The sequence below is a fragment of the Vreelandella zhanjiangensis DSM 21076 genome, from assembly GCF_000377665.1.
GTDB classification, from domain to species: Bacteria; Pseudomonadota; Gammaproteobacteria; order Pseudomonadales; family Halomonadaceae; genus Vreelandella; species Vreelandella zhanjiangensis.
This window is the reverse complement of record NZ_KB898655.1, coordinates 48,110-66,857: the sequence shown is the minus strand read 5'-3', so window position 1 is coordinate 66,857 and position 18,748 is coordinate 48,110. Positions and strand designations below refer to the sequence as shown.

The window sequence follows — 18,748 nt, the reverse complement described above, 5'->3', positions numbered from 1 at the left end:
CTAGGCGGATGCCTAGCCCGCTTTGTATCTGGGCAGTCTATTCACGCAATCCATTAACTACAAATTGGGGCAAGCCTATGAAAGCGTGGCTATATACGGATGCGGTATGCTACTCGAAAATTTTATTAAGCGGTGGACTGCTGGTATTGCTCTCAGCGTGCGCCACCGGCTCAGATGCCGCCAAAACGTCGGCTGCCAATGAAGCCCAGGACGCACCGCCTACATCCATGGATAGCTGCGATACCGAGGCGGTGAGCTATGCCATTGGTGAGACATTTGATGAAGCAAACGTGCCCCAGCTACAAAGCGAGAGCCAGTCACGCCAGGTGCGGGTACTGCGACCAGGGGACGCGGCCACGATGGACCATCGCCCCGATCGGTTGAATGTACATCTGGATAGTAACGATGATATCGAGGAGCTGCGCTGCGGTTAACGTAAAATCAGAATGACACACGCGGCGGTAAGTAAGCCCATGGTAACGTTAAATGCCCGCCAGGCACCGTCACTTTTGATCCAGTGACCGATCGCCATGCCAAAACCTGCCCACAATGCCAGGCAGGGCATGGCTACCAGTTCCGCAAATCCGGCCAGTATAAGGGCGTTGATTACCGCCGAACCGTTTTCAGGGAGAAACCCTGCCATCAAAGCAAGCCCCATGATCCAGGCCTTGGGGTTGGCAAACTGAAACGCCGCTGCCTGCCAGAAGGTAAGCGGTATGCTATGTGAGCTGTCCTTCAGGTTAGGCGGCGGAGCGCTGGCGATTTTCCAGGCAAGATAGAGCAGGTAGGCGCTACCCAGCCAACGAAGCCCCAGCTGTATGGCAGGAAATCGCTCAAACAGCACCCCGAGGCCCAGCGCTATACTCGAAAATAGAATAAAGCAGCCACCTACAATACCCGCCATATGCGGCAGGGTACGCCTAAAACCAAAGTTGGCGCCTGACGCGGTGAGCATCACGTTGTTGGGCCCAGGGGTTAGGGTCATCGACATGATATAAAGGGCTACTGGCCCAAGTACTAACCACTGGCTACTCATAACGATCCTTCCAACGTTGTCGATTAACCTGCTCTTTGAGCATTTCCAGAATATCGTACAGCACCAATTCTGTGATCCGATTGCTTTTTTCATCGACCGTCAGCCAGCTGTCGAAGCCGCTGTCAGCGGTGCGCTCGATCAACTGCCTGAATTCCGGCGAATGAATACCCAACGCCAGTTCATCTACCAGCCGCTGGGCAACACCGCTGATGGATGCCTGCATGGCGTTGGCCGCCGTTTGTCCCATGGGCAGGCGGTGTAGGCGCTGGATCTCGGGGCTTTCGCGCAGCGTACGGCTCACCAAGTCATCGATGGCCGTCATCGCAGAGGCGCGATTAAGCTGATACGCCTCGCCAACGGTGCTTTCCAGACGCTGGACGATTTCACTGATCAGCTGCGTTTTGCGCGGCATAATGACCCGGTCAATCACCCGCTCGGTGAGCGAGTCGCTGGACAGAATCTGCTGCTGCACATTGCCCAAAAGCCGTAGAGCAATGCGGTCAGAAAGTTCTTCGAGCAGGATATCGTAGTACTTGAAGAAAAACTGATAAATGGACCAGTGCTTAACGTTAATGATGCGTAAACGGTGCAAGCGGTGGAGTAGCGACACCACGCGCAATACACGCAGTAAGCGAAAGCCGCTTAGCGGAATGCAGCCCAGTACGTCATACCAATGTACAAAGGGGTAAAAAAACCAACGATGATAGCGGCGCTCGACAATCGCCACGGTCCAGCCCAGCAGTATGTCGGCAACAAAAAAGCCCACAAAAAATAGATCGATATGGAAAAAACGACTGTGAACCTCACGCTCGTAAAACGCGTGAAAAGCAGGCGTTAGATCAGCGATGGCCTGATTGATCGGCGTGATCAGATACAGAGAATCAAATAGCAAAAGTCCCAGGTTGAGCACTACCGCGATAAGAATCAGTAAATCCCAACCAATATGAGCGTACTCAACAGGCCTGGGGAGTTGTGGGTAGCGCCGCCTAATAGGCATGCAACCTCCTTGTTGATGGCGTGAAAACAGTACAGCGTACTAGCGCTACACAGCGCCTGCATCTAATCGATTAAGCCTGCGCCTGACAGTTTAAGCCTGCGCTTGACAGTTTAAGCCTGCGCTTGATAGTGCTGCTGGGTTAATTTTTCTTCCTGTTCGGCCTGCTTGCGGTGTTTTTTGCGCAGGGCCGCCTTTTCAAAGCGCAGCTTTTGAATCGGGGTCGTCAGTACCAGCGGCGGTACGCCGGCAGGCTTGCCGTCAGCATCCACAGCCACCATGGTTAGATAACAGCTATTGGTATGGCGAATCAGCTTGTTACGGATATCCTCGGCGACCACTTTAATACCGATCTCCATAGAGGAGCGGCCCACATGATTAACGCAGGCTAAAAAGGTGACTAATTCGCCCACGTGGATAGGCTGCTTAAACAGCACCTGGTCCACTGATAGAGTCACCACATAATGCCCGGAATAACGGCTGGCGCAGGCGTAGGCGACTTCATCCAGCTTTTTAAGAATGGCTCCCCCGTGCACTTTACCGCTGAAGTTGGCCATATCGGGTGTCATGAGCACGGTCATCGACAGTTCGTGCTGCCCGGGTAAATCCGTTGGCGCTGCATCTGACATAACGTGTCCTTGGTTTGACTCCGCCCGCCTGTGGGCGGGCAGAGGGTTCAAGGGCTTAGAACCAGACTAAGCCCACAGAGATAATAATCCCGGTAATTAACAGCTGAATAAGGCAGAAACCCATAATATCTTTGGCTTTCAAGCCCGCAATGGCCAGTACCGGCAATGCCCAGAAGGGCTGCAGCAGGTTGGTCCAGGCATCACCCCAGGCAACGGCCATCGCCACGCGCGAAATATCTGCCCCCAGAGCTTGCGCTGCGGGCAGCATAACCGGCGCCTGTACTGCCCACTGGCCGCCGCCGGAAGGTACAAACAGGTTAACAATCCCGGCGCTAATAAACGACCAGAACGGCAGCGAGGTTGCCGTGGCAAACGAAATCAACCATTCCGACATGCTTTGGGCCAGGCCGGACTGCACCATGATCGCCATAATGCCCGCATAAAACGGGAACTGGATCACAATTCCGGCGCCGCCCTTAACCGCCTCATTAAGGCTGATCAGCAGGTTACGCGGGGTGCGGTGAAGTACGATGGCTAAAAACAGGAACAGGAAGTTAACGATATTAAGGTTTAAACCACCGTTTCTGAGGATGAAGTGGTCAAGCAAAAACAGCAGCCCAGGCACGCCAACCAGCAAGGAAAGCGCCATGCTATTTTCGAGCCTTTCGGCGGGGCGGGTAATCCGGCCCTGCGGTATCGGTTCGTCTTCCAGCAGCTGGCTATCGATATAAACACTGTCTTTTTCGTCGGGCAGCATTAAGCGGTTAACCAGCGGCACCGCGATAAACAGACACACGACAATCGCTAGGTTAAACAAGGCGAAAATAGTGGAACTGGTGCTGATAACGCCAATTTGATCAGCGGTGAAGTGGCCTTCGGTAGCGATCGTCAGGGGTATCGAGCCGGCTAAACCGCCGTGCCATACGATAAAACCAGAATAAGCGCTGGCAACCAGCAGGCGATAATCCACCCGCACCAGGCGGGCAAGCTCTTTAGCAAAGAGTGCCCCGACCACCAAACCAAATCCCCAGTTGATCCAGCTAGCGGCAAGCGACACCAGGGTGACCAGAATAATCGCCCCGCCTGCGCTTTTCGCAGTACCCGCAAGCTTTTGTAGCATGCGCTTTACCGGCGGTGAGCTTGCCAACATAAAGCCCGTCACCAGTACCAGCAGCATCTGCATGGAGAAAGTTAATAATCCCCAGAAGCCGTCCCCCCACATACGCATCACCGCAAGCGGCGTTTGGCGTTCCACGGCAATGGCGGCAGCCGCTGCAACGATGGTCAGCAGTAGCACAAAAATATACGGGTCGGGCAGATAGCGCTCGACCAGCTTGACGGCCGGTTTCGATATCATTTTTAGCATGAGTGGCTCTCTTATTTTTTATAGGAAGTGCATTGCTAATATACGGCGGTGCGGTACGGCTTTCACGTTTAAAAAAGTCCGCTTTTAGAACGATAAGCCAATGGATAGCACGGCGGCGGGTTTATTTAAACGCTTAACACCAACGGGTATGCCGGTAGCGTTGATAGTACCCAATAAGCACCCCGGAACGAACCGTAATAAACAGCGTAAAGGCGAGCCAAAGGCCATGGTTGCCAAGGCCTTGGGTAAGCCACCAGGCGGGCAGGTAGAAAAGAGTGCCGATAAAGATGCTGTTGCGCATTTCACGTACCGCGCTGGTGCCGATAAAAATACCGTCCAGCAGATAGCTCCACACGGCAATCAGCGGCATTGCCACCATCCAGGGAAGGTACACAGCAGCGGTTGCCCGCACTTCCTCAAGACCTGTCAGCAGGGCAACCAAGTGATTACCGCCAAATGCAAAGAGCAGCGAGGCACCGCCTGCCGTCCAGAAAGAAAACAGCGCCACACGGCGGACGATAGATGCCAGCTCCTGCCAGTCGCGGCGGCCATAGGCGCGGCCAACCAGTGATTCCGCCGCGTGGGCGAAGCCATCGAGTGCATAGCTTGTCAGCATAATAAACTGCAGCAGTACGGCGTTGGCGGCCAGAACTGTGTCGCCCTGACGCGCACCCTGAGCGGTAAAAAAAGCCATGACGAATAAGAGCCCGAGCGTGCGGACAAACAGATTGGCGTTGATATTGAAAAGGGCCGTATAGGCGGAAAGCGCCAGCAGCCGAGCGCGCAAAAAATGTCCTTCGAGTGTTTTAAGCTGGCGCAGCACCAGATAGCCGCCAAATGCCAGCGCGCTGTAGTCGGCAATGACGCTTGCCCAGGCAACGCCATTGCTGGTCATGCCCAGCCCCACCACAAACCAGATATCCAGCACGATATTGATGCTGTTGGTAAGCAGCAGGATCATCAAGGTCACGCGAGAGTTCTGCTGACCTAAAAACCAACCTAAAATCGCATAGTTGGCGAGAACAGCGGGGGCCGACCACAGTCTTATCTGAGCATATTCACGCGCCAGGGGCGTCGCTGCGTCGCTGCCGTCCAATAAATGCAGCCCCAGGGAGACAAGCGGGGTGGAGAACAGGATTAAGAGCACGCCGATCACCCCGGCGATAATCAGCGATTGGCCCAGCAGATGGCGCACATCGCTATCGCTTTCCCGGCCCATTGCCTGAGCCACTAGGCCGGTAGTGCCCATGCGTAAAAAGCCAAAGCCCCAATACAGGAAGCTGAATAGGGTAGCACCTAGCGTCACGGCGGCCAGATAGCGTGAGTCGGGCAGGTGCCCGACCACAGCAGTATCGACCAGTCCGAGAAGCGGAACGGTAATATTGGAAAGGATAATTGGCCAGGCGATGGCCCATATGCGCACGCGAGACGACAAACGTTAAGCAGCAGTAATAATGCGGTACTTTTCCAAAAGCTGCTGCTGCGTTTCAGAGCGCGCGGGGTCAAGCGGAATACAGTCTACCGGGCAAACCTGCTGGCACTGGGGTTCGTCAAAGTGGCCAACGCACTCGGTGCACAGGTTCGGGTCGATGACGTAAATCTCCTCGCCGGGAGAGATCGCATCGTTCGGGCACTCGGGCTCGCAGACGTCGCAATTAATGCATTCATCGGTGATCATCAGGGCCATGGGCATACCTCGCGAATGGCTGGCACACCCAGGCGTCGCTAAACGCTATACCCGAGTGTTTTACTCAACAATGTTGGTGGTTACGTATTGTAGTGCTTACGCAATGCTTCTGCGACCTGGGAAGGGACTAACGGTGAAATATCGCCGCCCAGCTTGGCGATTTCACGCACGATAGTGGAAGAGATATACGAGTTTTCCACCGCCGGAGTGAGAAATACGCTTTCAAGCTCGGGGTTTTGCGCCCGGTTCATATTGGCAAGCTGTAGCTCATACTCAAAATCGGACACCGCGCGCAGGCCACGCAACATGATCGTTGCGCCCTGTTCATGCATAAAGCGGGTCAGCAGGTTGGAAAAACCCACGACTTCAACATTGCCAAGCTCAGCGCAGGTAGCTTTGATCAGAGCAATGCGGGTATCTAGATCGAGGCTGGGCCGCTTGCCGGGACTTGCCGCTACGGCAATGACCACCTTGTCGAACATCCTGGCGCCACGTTCGATAAGGTCAAAATGACCGTTGGTGATCGGGTCGAAGGTGCCTGGATAAACGGCAATGTTAAAGCGCTGCTCGCTCATTCCGAATCCTCTTCGTCAATTCGGCCAAAAGGATTATCGCTTGCCAGCGATACCGCTTGAGCATAGCCCGGGATATGAATACGGTCCGCGTGAATATCCAGTTCGGGGCCTTCAAGCACCGCTTCGCCAAACTGGTAACGCGGCGCGTAATGGCCGGCATCCGCCTGGGCAAGATACGCGGCCGCTTGGGCGCGCACGGTCTCGCGGCGCTCTTTCCAGGTGCTAATCGCGGCGGCACCATGACGCTGAAGCAGCAAGCGTTCGGTGACCCCGGGGGAAAGCACAACGCCGGTTGCGTTATTACCGCCAAAGCCTTTGGCGTTAATAAAGGCTGCATCCGCTTTAAAAGCCATGGGCGTTTGGGAGAAGCGTAGCCGCTCGGCATATACGTCGTCGGCCACCGCATCCAAAGTGGGAATGCCGGGCAGTATGCCGTGGGCGAAACTGCCCAGCGCGCTTACCAGCTGATCACCCGCCGCAGAGCCCTGGGAATGCCCGATAAACGACTTGATAGCCACTATCGGCCAATCGCTAATACCGTTGGCGCGGGCGATTTCATGCAGCACATGGGATTCAGTCGTACGGTTTTTAGGGGTGCTCGTGCCATGTGCGTGCATGAAGCTGCGCTCTTGCAGCGCTTTTTCGCCCAGCATATCGCGCACCAGTGCTGCGGCCTTGCCCAGCGTGATGTAGTTGCCGATGCCCGGCGCTGAAATAGAGCGTTTGAAGCCATCGGCATTCACGAACACTTCCGGCACCGCTCCGAGAATGTCTGCGCCTACTTCAAGCGCCAGCGCATCGTCCATCAACAGAACAAACTGGCTGGCCTCACCCATGGTAAAGCCGCAGTTGCGCGCAAAGGGTCGACTGGCGCGCTGATAGTCAGCGTCGGTCAGCAGTTCAAGCGCATCCAGCGCTTTTAAACTCGCATCGTCAGCCAAGGCGCCCATGGCGCGGAAGCCTTCAATGATTTCAGGCGTAATCGGAGCGTCGGCAGTGCCCACCATCACCACTTTACGCCGTCCTGCACGAATATCTTCGATACCCAAACGCAGGTTGTATAGAAAGCTTGCGCAGGCACCTAGTACGGCGCCGGTGCCGCCAACGCTACCCAATACATAGGCATTCAGGAAGTCGGCGGGCATCTGCCCGTAACCTAGCGGCATTTGCTTGGAGGTGGCACGCTGACCGCTCACCAGGCTCTTCATCAAACCGCCCCAGCCAGCATCGTCCAATTGACCGATGGAGTTGCCTGCATAAACGGCAATATGGTCTGGATTCAGCGTCTGGCGCAGCGTTTCCCAGGAGAAACCGCTGGCCCCCAGGCAGTCGCTGGCGCCAAAAATGGCCATCGACAGCCCGCGTGGGTGGTGCACGCTACGGTAAAGACTGGCGGGGTCAAAGCCGCTAGGCAGCTGAGCTGCAGCGTGCACTTTGGGCGTCTGGGCGTCAGGTAGTAGCGTTTCAAGCACGCCTGCTGGCACGGTGACTTCTACTTCACGCGCATCCAGATCACGGACCTGCCAGTTTTCCGGCAGGTTTTCCGGCAGCTGGCGTCGGCGCAGCGTAAAGCGCAACGGCTCGGCTAGCTGAAGACTGGCTTGACGATTCGCGGGCAGCCCTGGCGCGAGGAATTTGGGGTCCTCGTTACGGCGAATCAACGTGTGGTTCAACACCTGTTCGCGCAGCGACTGGGCAGGCGAGTCTACGGGCTTTCCTGCACGGTCGAGCCACCCTTTTTCAGAGTGCTCGACAAGCTGCATAAGGGCCGCCAGGCTATCCAACGTCTGGCGCTGCTGGTCAGCGGGAAGGGCATCAAGCACGGTGCGGCGGAAGGCCTGATGGCCCGAGGTTCTGCCGGCGGGATTGATGCCGCCCATGCCGACAATCACCGGTAAGTGTGACAAGCCGGGTTCCTCGTGGTGCGGTGGTTTTAAATAACAATTATTGCCAATAACAGGGTAGATCGCCCGCTGTCACTGAGCTTAATAAATATCTCGGGCGTGATCATAGCACCGGGTGACTAACGCCGTCATGCTGCAAGCGCCGGAGACTGATAGAATCGCCTCTTTTCAAGCCGAGGATGGCATGCAGTACACTTCTCGACCCGTTACTTCCAATCAGCCAGGCCCTCATCATGATTTAGCACGCCAGGTAAGCCGGGCGTTGGCTCATCCGCTACGCAAGCCTATTGCTGACCATACTCAGCAGGCGTTCGAGCAGGCTAATCACTGGTACCAGGCTTTTAATGCTCCGCTCATCCTGGATTCAGGCTGTGGCGTTGGGATTTCGACAAGAAAGCTTGCCTTGCAGTTCCCCGACCGGGCAGTGATAGGGATCGATCGCAGTGAAGATCGTCTGGGGCGCGACCACGGCGCGCTGCCGGAAAATGCACTGTTGGTACGCGCGGATCTGGTTGATTTCTGGAGACTGGCGAAGCAGGCGCACTGGGCGCCTGAACGCCACTATTTGCTGTATCCCAACCCGTACCCTAAAGCGGCACACCTAAAGATGCGCTGGCATGGGCATCCGGTTTTACCCACACTGTTGGCGCTGGGCGGCCACCTTGAGCTGCGCTCTAACTGGCAGCTTTATGTCGAGGAGTTCGCTTTGGCGGTCTCGCAAGTTACCGGACGACAGGCCGAAGTGGGCGTATGGGCGCCTGACGGTAAGTACTTAACCCCTTTTGAAGCCAAGTACGATCAAAGCGGGCAAACGCTCTGGCGGTTGCAGGTCGAGCTGGAGCGGAAGTAATCATGCTGCACGTGTTTTCCAAAATGAATGTACATTGAGGCAGGTAAAAGTGACGTACTTCTTTAAAGCAGCAGCGCGCCAATGGCGCTGTTCATTAATCGCCAGCGTGGCCGCCGCCACTTTCGCTGCCAGCGCTTCGGCATTGGCCGATTTTAGCCGGTTGAGCCAGTTGCAGGAAAAAGGCTTTTCAATTAGCGCCGAGGCGCGTCTGCTGGATACCAATATGCCCGCACTGTTGGGCAGCATTAATCCTGAGCGCCAAATGTCCCCGGCATCGGTCACTAAAGCTTATATGGCCGCGGCATTGTTAAACCGTTTTGGCCCGCAGCACCGCTTTACCAGCCAACTGGTCAGCAGTGGCACCATCGATAACGGCATTCTGCGTGGGGATCTGGTATTTGACGGCGGCGGTGACCCGGGGCTAACCACGGAAAACCTCTGGCGCCTGGTACAGCGCTTACAGATGGCGGGGGTTAATGAAGTCGACGGTGCGTTAGTGGTCAGCCAGTGGCGTTTTGGCCCGGTTAACTGCATCACCAATGACCGCTGCAATGCGCTTTCCCGGGTAACCAATGCTTATAGCGCACCGCTGACCTCGGCAGGGGTTAATTTTGGTAGCTGGTGCGTCAACGTAGCGCCTTCTGCTATTCCAGGGGAGCCAGCACGCACGGCGCTTTGCGATAGCCAACTGCCGCTTATTGATATCGATAATCAGGTGATTACCCGCCCAGCCAATAGCGGGACTGAAATCAGCGCCGAGCGCGTGACCGATGAGCGTGGCGATGTAATGCGCTTGACCGGGCAGATTTCGACCAATGCGATGGCCCAGGATGTTTACCGGGGTGCGGGCGACGCCGCCGAAGAGACCGCGCAGATACTCTTGGGCATGCTCAATCAGGCGGGTATCCACGTAAGAGACCCATGGCGTGTTACGTCAACACAGCCTTTGAGCAGTGCGGCACGCCTAGCCGCCGTGGATAGCCAGCCGTTACAAGAGCTTCTGCTACGCACCATGAACTATTCCAATAACTACATGGCCGATGTGCTGGCTTTAAACCTGGTGGAAACCCCGCAGGCCCAGCTGCGTCAGGCAGGTTCAGCCATTGAGGCCTATGCCCAGCAATTGCCGGGGCACGGGCCATTAACGCTGTATAGCGGCAGCGGGCTGACCACCGAAAACCGTACCTCGGCTCACGGGGTTAACGTCATGCTGGAGGATATGTATCGGCAAAGTTCGCTATTTCCAAGCTTTGTGGCTGCGTTTCAATCGCCCGCGAACGGCGTAATGCGGTTTATTCGCCGTGGCTCCTCCACGTTTCAAAATAACGTGATGCTGAAGACCGGTACGTTGAACCAGCCCTTTGCGGTACGCGCCGCGGCAGGCTACTTTCGTACGGCATCGGGGCGGTGGGGCGTGTTTAGCGTATTCGTGAACGGTAACAGTAATACACCTTATATAAGCTGGTCTGAAGTGCTTGATCCTTTATCAGTCGATTTAGACACGATGATTTTGGCTAATTAATTTCCGCTACGCTTAAAAGGTGAGGCAACCTGCATGAAACCAGGGCATACCGGTTTAACCCATTTGGTGCACTCAACGCGTTACTCGTGGAAAGGTTTAAAAGCCGCGTTTCGAAATGAAGCCGCCTTTCGCCAGGAGGTCGGTATTGCCGCGGTGATGCTACCGTTTGCTTGGTGGATCAGTAATGATTCGATCAGCTGGCTTTTGCTGGTAGGCAGCCTGTTTTTCGTACTGATTGTCGAGCTTTTGAATAGTGCAATCGAAAACGTCGTCGATCGCATCGGTACGGAGCATCATGAGCTTTCCGGGCGCGCAAAGGATATCGGCTCGGCAGCCGTGATGCTGTCGCTGATTATCGCCGGGTTTACCTGGGGGCTCCTGGGCTGGCAAAAATTCTTCGGCTAGCGTTTCAGCGTTTGGCAGTGAGGTGATTATGCAACTCAACGATAGGTTTTTACCCTTGGAAAACCTGCCTGAAACGCTTCAGTACGTGGCGCAAAAGGCGGGCCAGCGGCTTAACGACGCGCTTAGTCAAGCTGACAACGTTGCCTCCATGACCAAGCAGCCACTGCCCTCAGCGAGTTGGGAGGAGCTATCTCCGTCACGTCGTGAGGCGTTGGCAAAAGTGCTGAGCGTATCCACTTTTGCGCTGGATACGCTTACGCGCTATCCCCAATGGTTAGAAGAGCTCGACGCGACCGGTGAACTTGAGGCCGCCCCTGCACGCAATGACCAGCAGCAGTGGCTGCAAAACACCCTGGAAAGCGCTGAAGATGAAGCGGCGCTGCAGCGCGCATTACGCCGTTTTAGGCGCGCCCGCATGTTGGGAATTGTGTGGCGGGACTTGAACCGTCCTGATGATTACACCATGTGGGACACCGCGCAGGCGGTTTCCCAGCTCGCCGAAATTTGTCTGGAGGCGGCACTAGGCTGGCTTGAAACGTTTTATGCACCTCGCTGGGGATTGCCCGCTGCGCGTGCCGATGGCGCGCCCCAACGCTTAGTCGTGCTGGGCATGGGCAAGCTGGGTGCGGGCGAGCTGAACCTATCGTCTGACATCGACCTGATTTTTGCGTTTCCGGAAAAGGGCGACACTCAGGGCGGACGTAAGCCGCTAGAGCATCAGGAGTATTTCACCAAGCTGGGGCAAAAGCTGATTGCCGCCCTGGACGCGATGACGGCCGATGGCTTTGTGTTTCGGGTGGATATGCGCTTACGCCCGCTCGGCGATGGCGGCCCGCTGGTGGGCAGCTTTGCCATGCTTTCAAGCTATTACCAGGATCAGGGGCGCGAGTGGGAACGCTACGCCATGCTCAAGGCCCGCCCGGTAGCCGGCGATATAGACGCAGGCTTTGAGCTATTGACAAGCCTACGTCCGTTTGTGTATCGGCGTTACCTTGATTTTGGTGCTATTGAGTCGCTGCGCGAGTTAAAAGCCATGATTAACCGCGAAGTGAAGCGCAAGGGCATGCAGAGCAATATCAAGCTCGGCCCTGGCGGTATTCGCGAAGTGGAGTTCGTGGTTCAGGCATTCCAACTGATTCGTGGCGGCCGTGACACCGAACTGCAGGTGACCTCATTACAGACGGCCTTAACACGCCTGCCGGAACTGGGCCTGCTGCCTCAGGCGGTAGTCGATGAGCTGCTACCTGACTACGCTTTTCTGCGTGATATCGAGCATGTGATCCAGGCCCTTGAAGATCGCCAGACGCAAATGCTGCCTACCGATGAGTCTGATCAGGCCCGCGTCGCCTTTGCCATGGGCTATGCAAGCTGGGCGCATTTTGTCGAGCAGCTTGATAAGGTGCGCGAACGTGTGCGCCAGCATTTTGATGCGGTGATCGCCGACCCGGAAGAGGAAGCACAGGACGCCAACGATGATAGCCGCTTGGCACCTGCTCAATGGCGGTTAATCTGGCGCAATGAGCTGGAACAGGATGAGGCCATTGCCTACTTGAGCGACTCGGGATTCGCCGAACCGGAAAAAGTCCTTAAACGCCTGCAGAGTCTGTATCAATCGCGCCAGGTACAAAGCATGCAGAGGATCGGTTTTGAGCGCCTTGACGCACTTATGCCGCTTTTACTGGCCGCCGTGGCTGAAAACGATACGCCGGATACCGCGCTTTCGCGTGTGCAGCCACTGATTGAGTCGGTACTGCGACGTACCGCTTACCTGGCGCTGCTGCGTGAAAACCCCCAGGCCCTTGAGCACCTGATGCACCTATGCGCGGCAAGCCCCTGGATTGCCACACAGCTGGCTCGCTATCCCATTCTGCTTGATGAGCTATTAACCCCTGAAACCCTGTATACCCCCGCTGATAAAACACGCCTGGCCGATGAGCTGCGCCAAACCCTCAACCGGATTCCAGAAGATGACGAAGAAGCGCAGTTAGAGGCACTACGTGTGTTTAAACATGCCCAAATGCTCCATGTGGCCGCCTCAGATGTTGCGGGCACGCGTCATCTAATGAAAGTAAGCGATTACTTAACCTATATCGCAGAAGTAATCCTGGACGCCGTTCTGGTGATGGCTTGGAAGCACGTGACCCGTAAACACGGTGTGCCGGAGGGATTAGATGCTGGCGAGCCGGCCTTTCTGATTATCGGCTACGGCAAGTTGGGGGGAATCGAGCTTGGATATGGCTCTGATCTGGATCTGGTTTTTCTACATGATAGCGATGGTAAAGGCACCACCGACGGCCCGCGGCCGATTGAAACGCCGCTGTTTTTCACCCGGTTGGGCCAGCGGATTATTCATCTGCTAACCGCCGTGACACCGGCGGGCAGTCTGTATGAGGTGGATATGCGCTTACGTCCTTCAGGCAATGCAGGGTTATTGGTTACCTCGCTTGATGCCTTCGCCGATTACCAGCAGCAGAATGCCTGGACCTGGGAGCATCAGGCGCTGGTCCGCGCTCGGGTAGTGGCCGGTAGCCGCGCGCTTGCCAAACGGTTTGATCAGGTGCGGGGCGATATATTAAGCCGCAAGCGAGAGATTCCCGCCTTACGCGATGATGTTGTCAAGATGCGCCATAAGATGCGCGACCACCTTGGCAGTAAATCTCAGGAGAGCGGTTTTAATCTCAAGCACGACGCGGGCGGCATGGTCGATATTGAGTTTCTCTGCCAGTACGCGGTGTTAGCACTTACTAATCAGACGCCGGCATTGCAGACCTACAGCGATAATATCCGTATTTTAGAAACGTTGGCTGACAGTGGGCACTTACCCTCACAGGAAGCCGAGCAGCTAAAAGACGCCTATCTGGCCTACCGTAGCCGTACCCACCGCGCAGCACTTACCGGTGAAAAAGCGATTGGCAAGGCCGACGATTTTAAAGAGCATCGCACGGCAGTCAACGCGTTATGGCAGCGCTTTCTGGAACCTTAGCGTTACGCATAGCCAGTAACGAGATCCATAACGGCGCAATCAAAAACAGGGTAAGTAATAACAGCATGGTCAATAAAAACAATGAGGCAGGGCAATGCACAGGCGTTGGTTGAGGTGGGGCGCATGACTGCGCATATTCTGGCAACACTGCTACCGGTGTTTTTGATTTCAGGCTGTGGAGCGGCTTACAGGCGCTTTCGGACGCCCGATATTCGCAGCCTGAATACTCTGAATATGGAACTGTTCGTTCCACTATTAGTATTCGCGGTATTAGCGGACCGCCAGGCGCCGCTTGCCGATTACGCATGGCTTGCCTTCGCCGCTGCCGCCGTTGTATTGGGGTCGGGGCTGATACTTTGGCCGTTGGCGACTTGGCTAAAGTTGGATATAAAAACCTTCTTGCCACCCATGATGTTCAATAACACGGGCAATATGGGGGTGCCGTTACTGGTACTGGCCTTTGGTGAGGCAGCTTTACCCGCGGCGGTGGTGATCTTTATCGTAGAAATGGTGCTGCATTTTTCGGTAGGCCTTTACATGATAAATCCGCGCACCTCGATGTGGCATATCCTGCGTATGCCGATTGTAGCGGCTAGTCTGGCTGGGCTTTTAATCAATATGAGCGGTGTGCTGCTGCCGGGGTGGCTGCTGGAAGCCATGCATATGCTGGGCGGAGTAAGCATTCCGTTAATGCTGTTTGCCCTGGGTGTTCGGCTACTTGAGGTGGATTTCAGCGACTGGCGAACGGGGCTGCTGGGGGCGATACTGTGCCCGCTTTCAGGGTTGATCATTGCCCTGCCATTAATGTGGTTACTGCCACTGAATCCTCTACAAACCGCGGTGCTGCTGATTTTTTCCGCGCTACCGCCTGCGGTATTAAATTATCTGGTCGCCGAGCAGTTTAAGCTCGCACCGCAGAAAGTCGCCTCGCTGGTGCTGATCGGTAACTTGGGTAGTCTAATCGTGATGCCGCTCATTTTAGCGGCTGCTTTTACATGGGTGTATGCGCCGCTTTAAAGGCGGCGTATCAGTAATGTAAGCCATTGATAGGTAATATAGAAAAGGCAGGTAAAAACACTAAAAGTAAATGGCCTTAATCGCGAGATGTTTGCTCTTTTACTTCAAAGCTACCTTCTAAGGCATCCTGCGGGGGTTGGCGTGATTGAGGTTCGGCATAACCTCCGCCAATATCTTGAGCTTGATCTGCACGCATCTGCTCCATGCGCTTTTTCATCTTATGGCGTACAAACGGCATCATGGCCCAGCCAATCAAAAGAAAAAACAGGCCGAACACTACGCCAACCACCATCAATACACCAAATGCCAGCCACGTTAAAAGTAGCTTCAAGCTGCCCATCAACCCGGTAGGTTGTGACTGTGCAGCGCGGGCGCGCCACTGATTAGCAGCTTGCCAGGCGGCATTGCGTTGGTTGCGATTCATCTGTGGCATAAGAGCCTCCATCGTCGTTTGTCCCTATTGGAACACAGTTATTGGAACGTCGTTAACCAGGCAAGTTCACTGAGAGCTGGCGCATATCTTGCTTTGTAACTACTAGGGGAAGGTGGGTTGCCTTGAACCGCCTAACAAAAGGAACGCTCATGCAAGATAACAACGTCTTAAAAATTGCTTACGATATCGCCACCATTACTCGGGAAAAAATCGGCATGATCGAAAAAATCATGCAGCAAACCGAGATATTAACCTTGAATGCGCGGATTGAGGCGGCTCGCGCGGGAAGCAGTGGGGCCGCATTTTCAGTGGTGGCGCAGGAAATGGGTCGCGTATCCGGCGGAATCAGTGAAATTGCCCGTGATTTTCGTCATCAGGTGGAGCAGCACACTGAAAGCATCGAAACTGCAGGCACCAGTATGGTGAACGACTTTCGCGGGCAGCGCTTCACCGATATCGCCCTAAATGCCGTCGAGATTATTGACCGTAATTTATTTGAGCGTTCGTGTGACGTGCGCTGGTGGGCGACAGACAGTGCGATGGTTGATGCCGTTGCAGAGCCCAGTACAGCGCGCTGTGACTACGCAAGCCTGCGCCTGGCGACCATTCTGCGCTCGTATACGGTCTATCTTGATCTGTGGGTCGTGGATACAAAGGGCAACATCATCACCAGTGGTCGGCCTGACCGTTACCCAGGGGTCAAAGGCAAAAATGTGGCGGATACTGCTTGGTTCAAGCGGGCCATGAAAACCACTGATGGTGACGCTTTTGTCGTGAGCGATGTGGAACAAAACTCTCTATTGGATGATGCATCAGTTGCCACATACGCCACGGCGATTCGGGCGGGCGGTAAAAGTAACGGCGCCGTGACCGGCGTTTTGGGGATTTTCTTTGACTGGACGCCTCAGGCAAAAGCAGTGGTCGAAGGCGTGGGCTTGACGCAAGAAGAGCGTGCATTGAGCCGTATCATGCTTTTGGATTCAGATTATCGGATTATCGCGGATACGCAGCAACAGGCAGTTGGCAGCCGCTATCCGTTACAGCGCAAAAATGAAGTACGTGGTTACTATCAAGATGAAGGCCGTTTGGTAAGCTTTGCTGAAACGCCGGGATATGAAACCTATCGTGGTTTAGGCTGGCTGGGAGTCGTGGAATACTGCCTTGACGATGCTTCAATGAAACGCAGCGTTTAGCACCAAAGGGGTGCTTTTACGCCTCTGAACAAGCCAGGTCTCCCTGTTTTGGTGCAGTGAACGTGGAGAGTCGCCTTCCAATATACCTACCAGATATGTTTTGAATCATATTGGTAGACATGCTTAATTTGCATTTGCTTCTTAAATGAGACGAAGACTGTACATAAACGCCGTTAAGCCGCTAGGGTTATACAAGTTTGTGCTCAGTTTCAGATCGAATGCTTATTTAAGGGAGGGGGTATGGCAAATCATGGAGGAAAGTCGGTATTTATTGCATCGACCGTCATTATTTTCAGCTTGGTAGTGGTGGGGGCGGCCTTTCCAGAAGGTTTCGCGAGCGCCGCTGAAACGGCATTAGGCACTGTTACTCGACTATTCGGCTGGTTTTATCTGTTTTCGGTGTTTGGCTTTGTAGTGTTTCTATTCGGCTTGGCGTTCAGCAAATATGGAAAGGTACGCTTAGGGCCACAGGACAGCACGCCCAACTACAGCTTCTTTTCATGGATCAGTATGCTGCTGGCCGCCGGATTTGGCGTGGGGCTAGTATTTTATGGCATGGCTGAGCCCATGACGCACTATATTGAGCCGCCTTACGGTGACGTGACCGCAGAGACACAGGCCGCAGCACGCTATGCGATTCAATACAGCTATTTTAACTGGGGCATCCACCAGTGGGCCGCGTTCTCCGTGGTTGGCTTAATCATCGCCTATTTCCAGTTTCGTAAAGGCCAGGCGGGGCTTGTATCGTCGGTGCTTTCATCAGTAACGGCAAAAAAACCTCGTCTACGCCCTTATGCTGCGTGGCTGGATGTCTTCGCGGTGGTTGCCACTGTGATGGGGGTGGCTACCTCGCTAGGCCTTGGGGTATTACAAATGAATGGCGGCTTGAATGCCGTCTTTGGCCTGCCTGAAAATGGGTTTTGGCAATTCGTTATTTTATTTGTGATGTTCTGCGCGTATATGGCATCGACCTGGTCAGGACTTGATAAAGGCATTAAGCGCCTTTCAAACCTTAATATGGCGCTGTGTATTGGTTTAATGGTCTATGTACTGGTAACCGGGCCTACGATTGCCATTCTGGAAACCATTACGCTGGGGATTGGCGATTACCTGCAAAACTTCATCGGTATGAGCCTGCGTATTTCGCCGTATAGCGACAATGAATGGGCGAGCAGCTGGACGATTTTCTATTGGGCCTGGGTAATTGCCTGGTCACCGTTTGTCGGCACATTCATTGCTCGTGTATCACGTGGACGTACCATCAAAGAGTATGTGTTTGGCGTATTGTTAGTGCCGCCGCTGCTGGCCTGCCTGTGGATCGGGGTGTTCGGTGGCGCGGCGCTTAACATGGAGCTTAATGGAGATAATATTGGGCTGGCGGCCGCTACTCAGGACAATATTACGGTAGCGTTATTTGCGATGTTTGACCTGATGCCGTTCTCCGGCGTGCTTTCGGTGGTTGCCATGATGCTCATCTTTATTTTCCTGGTGACATCGGCGGACTCGGCCTCGTATATCGTGGCACAAATGACCGATAATGGTTCGATTAACCCACCGCTTTATAAGCGCGTTATCTGGGGGGTATTGATCGCCGCCATCTGCTTGACACTGATTGTGGCTGGCGGTCTTTCAGGGCTTCAATCGGCGGCGGTGCTTTCGGCACTACCGTTTACCTTTATTCTGTATATGATGGTTATCGTGCTGGTGCGTGAGCTACGCGCTGATCGTAAGGCCATGCTGACGCAGCTTTATCGTCGTCACGGTGAAACGCCCGTGGGTGCTGACGCCTTTGAAGCTGAGCAGATGGGCGAAGAGGAGCGACTACGTCGTGCGCCCAACGTTATTAATCGACGCATTAATCGCTAGATGAACTTAATCAGGCCTTCAGGAGCAGACACATGGAGCGAGGATGCTGATGGCGCGGCAAGGGCGGCACGGTGCTACGCGGCGCCAGCCCAAGAAGGCATCGGTTGACCGGTGGTTAGACCGCTGGCTGGATCGGGTGGTAACGGTCGCTGTGGTAACGGCGCTGGTGGTCGGTTTATCTGCCGTGTTGGCACATTGGCTTTTGTAGGCCAACCTGTTGTAACGCTAGAGCAAGCGCCCGGCTATATACGCCGGGCGTTTGCTTTCGTCGTCTCTTTTCGACCTCTT

The 18,748-nt window shown here is 54.8% G+C and carries 18 protein-coding genes; 9 read left to right on the top strand and 9 right to left on the bottom strand.

Annotation, left to right across the window (positions count from 1 at the left end):
- Positions 1–77: 77 nt before the first annotated feature.
- Positions 78–434 carry an I78 family peptidase inhibitor gene (locus D467_RS0117550; protein ID WP_018918849.1) on the top strand — a complete coding sequence of 119 codons (357 nt, stop codon included), beginning with the start codon at positions 78–80 and terminating at the stop codon, positions 432–434.
- Here D467_RS0117550 and D467_RS0117545 read toward each other — a convergent pair.
- The 8 genes from D467_RS0117545 to D467_RS0117510 form a co-directional block, all read right to left on the bottom strand.
- A complete protein-coding gene (locus D467_RS0117545) occupies positions 431–1,036 on the bottom strand; it encodes a LysE family translocator (protein ID WP_018918848.1) in 606 nt (201 codons plus the stop codon). The two genes, D467_RS0117550 and D467_RS0117545, sit on opposite strands and share 4 nt — an antisense overlap.
- Positions 1,029–2,033 carry an ion transporter gene (locus tag D467_RS0117540; RefSeq protein WP_018918847.1) on the bottom strand — a complete coding sequence of 335 codons (1,005 nt, stop codon included), beginning with the start codon at positions 2,031–2,033 and terminating at the stop codon, positions 1,029–1,031. The genes D467_RS0117545 and D467_RS0117540 overlap by 8 nt, the downstream gene beginning before the upstream one ends.
- A gap of 110 nt (positions 2,034–2,143) precedes the next feature.
- Positions 2,144–2,659: an acyl-CoA thioesterase gene (locus D467_RS0117535; protein WP_018918846.1), complete on the bottom strand. Its 516-nt coding sequence runs from the start codon at positions 2,657–2,659 to the stop codon at positions 2,144–2,146.
- A 55-nt stretch (positions 2,660–2,714) separates the two neighbouring features.
- Positions 2,715–4,025 (bottom strand): short-chain fatty acid transporter, encoded by a 1,311-nt coding sequence (locus tag D467_RS0117530; RefSeq protein WP_018918845.1) that lies wholly within the window; start codon positions 4,023–4,025, stop codon positions 2,715–2,717.
- Positions 4,026–4,158: 133 nt separating this feature from the next.
- Positions 4,159–5,448 carry an MATE family efflux transporter gene (locus D467_RS0117525; RefSeq protein ID WP_040460634.1) on the bottom strand — a complete coding sequence of 430 codons (1,290 nt, stop codon included), beginning with the start codon at positions 5,446–5,448 and terminating at the stop codon, positions 4,159–4,161.
- A 15-nt stretch (positions 5,449–5,463) separates the two neighbouring features.
- Positions 5,464–5,712 carry a YfhL family 4Fe-4S dicluster ferredoxin gene (locus D467_RS0117520; RefSeq protein ID WP_018918843.1) on the bottom strand — a complete coding sequence of 83 codons (249 nt, stop codon included), beginning with the start codon at positions 5,710–5,712 and terminating at the stop codon, positions 5,464–5,466.
- A gap of 80 nt (positions 5,713–5,792) precedes the next feature.
- A complete protein-coding gene (gene coaD, locus D467_RS0117515) occupies positions 5,793–6,287 on the bottom strand; it encodes a pantetheine-phosphate adenylyltransferase (protein WP_018918842.1) in 495 nt (164 codons plus the stop codon).
- Positions 6,284–8,167 carry a beta-ketoacyl synthase gene (locus tag D467_RS0117510; RefSeq protein ID WP_040460633.1) on the bottom strand — a complete coding sequence of 628 codons (1,884 nt, stop codon included), beginning with the start codon at positions 8,165–8,167 and terminating at the stop codon, positions 6,284–6,286. The genes coaD and D467_RS0117510 overlap by 4 nt, the downstream gene beginning before the upstream one ends.
- 208 nt (positions 8,168–8,375) lie before the next feature.
- On the opposite strand from D467_RS0117510, the gene trmB reads away from it, so the two are divergent.
- The 5 genes from trmB to D467_RS0117480 all read left to right on the top strand — a co-directional run bounded on the left by trmB (position 8,376) and on the right by D467_RS0117480 (position 14,968).
- Positions 8,376–9,041, top strand: a complete 666-nt coding sequence (trmB, locus tag D467_RS0117505) for a tRNA (guanine(46)-N(7))-methyltransferase TrmB (protein WP_026285829.1) — start codon at positions 8,376–8,378, stop codon at positions 9,039–9,041.
- A 49-nt stretch (positions 9,042–9,090) separates the two neighbouring features.
- The gene (dacB, locus tag D467_RS0117500; RefSeq protein WP_018918839.1) at positions 9,091–10,563 is read left to right on the top strand and encodes a D-alanyl-D-alanine carboxypeptidase/D-alanyl-D-alanine endopeptidase; all 1,473 of its coding nucleotides are present in this window, start codon (positions 9,091–9,093) and stop codon (positions 10,561–10,563) included.
- A 33-nt stretch (positions 10,564–10,596) separates the two neighbouring features.
- Positions 10,597–10,968 (top strand): diacylglycerol kinase, encoded by a 372-nt coding sequence (locus D467_RS0117495; RefSeq protein WP_018918838.1) that lies wholly within the window; start codon positions 10,597–10,599, stop codon positions 10,966–10,968.
- A gap of 28 nt (positions 10,969–10,996) precedes the next feature.
- On the top strand, positions 10,997–13,951 hold the full coding sequence (gene glnE, locus D467_RS0117490; protein ID WP_018918837.1) for a bifunctional [glutamate--ammonia ligase]-adenylyl-L-tyrosine phosphorylase/[glutamate--ammonia-ligase] adenylyltransferase: 2,955 nt from the start codon (positions 10,997–10,999) through the stop codon (positions 13,949–13,951).
- Between the two features lie 123 nt (positions 13,952–14,074).
- Positions 14,075–14,968: an AEC family transporter gene (locus D467_RS0117480; protein WP_018918835.1), complete on the top strand. Its 894-nt coding sequence runs from the start codon at positions 14,075–14,077 to the stop codon at positions 14,966–14,968.
- Between the two features lie 76 nt (positions 14,969–15,044).
- Here the strand turns inward: D467_RS0117480 and D467_RS0117475 are convergent, their stop codons facing one another.
- A complete protein-coding gene (locus D467_RS0117475) occupies positions 15,045–15,401 on the bottom strand; it encodes a hypothetical protein (RefSeq protein ID WP_018918834.1) in 357 nt (118 codons plus the stop codon).
- A 149-nt stretch (positions 15,402–15,550) separates the two neighbouring features.
- On the opposite strand from D467_RS0117475, the gene D467_RS0117470 reads away from it, so the two are divergent.
- The 3 genes from D467_RS0117470 to D467_RS19900 all read left to right on the top strand — a co-directional run bounded on the left by D467_RS0117470 (position 15,551) and on the right by D467_RS19900 (position 18,668).
- Positions 15,551–16,594: a PDC sensor domain-containing protein gene (locus D467_RS0117470; RefSeq protein ID WP_018918833.1), complete on the top strand. Its 1,044-nt coding sequence runs from the start codon at positions 15,551–15,553 to the stop codon at positions 16,592–16,594.
- Between the two features lie 240 nt (positions 16,595–16,834).
- The gene (locus D467_RS0117465) at positions 16,835–18,460 is read left to right on the top strand and encodes a BCCT family transporter (RefSeq protein ID WP_018918832.1); all 1,626 of its coding nucleotides are present in this window, start codon (positions 16,835–16,837) and stop codon (positions 18,458–18,460) included.
- Between the two features lie 43 nt (positions 18,461–18,503).
- Positions 18,504–18,668, top strand: coding sequence for a hypothetical protein (locus tag D467_RS19900; protein WP_018918831.1), 165 nt, complete (start codon positions 18,504–18,506; stop codon positions 18,666–18,668).
- Positions 18,669–18,748: the final 80 nt, after the last annotated feature.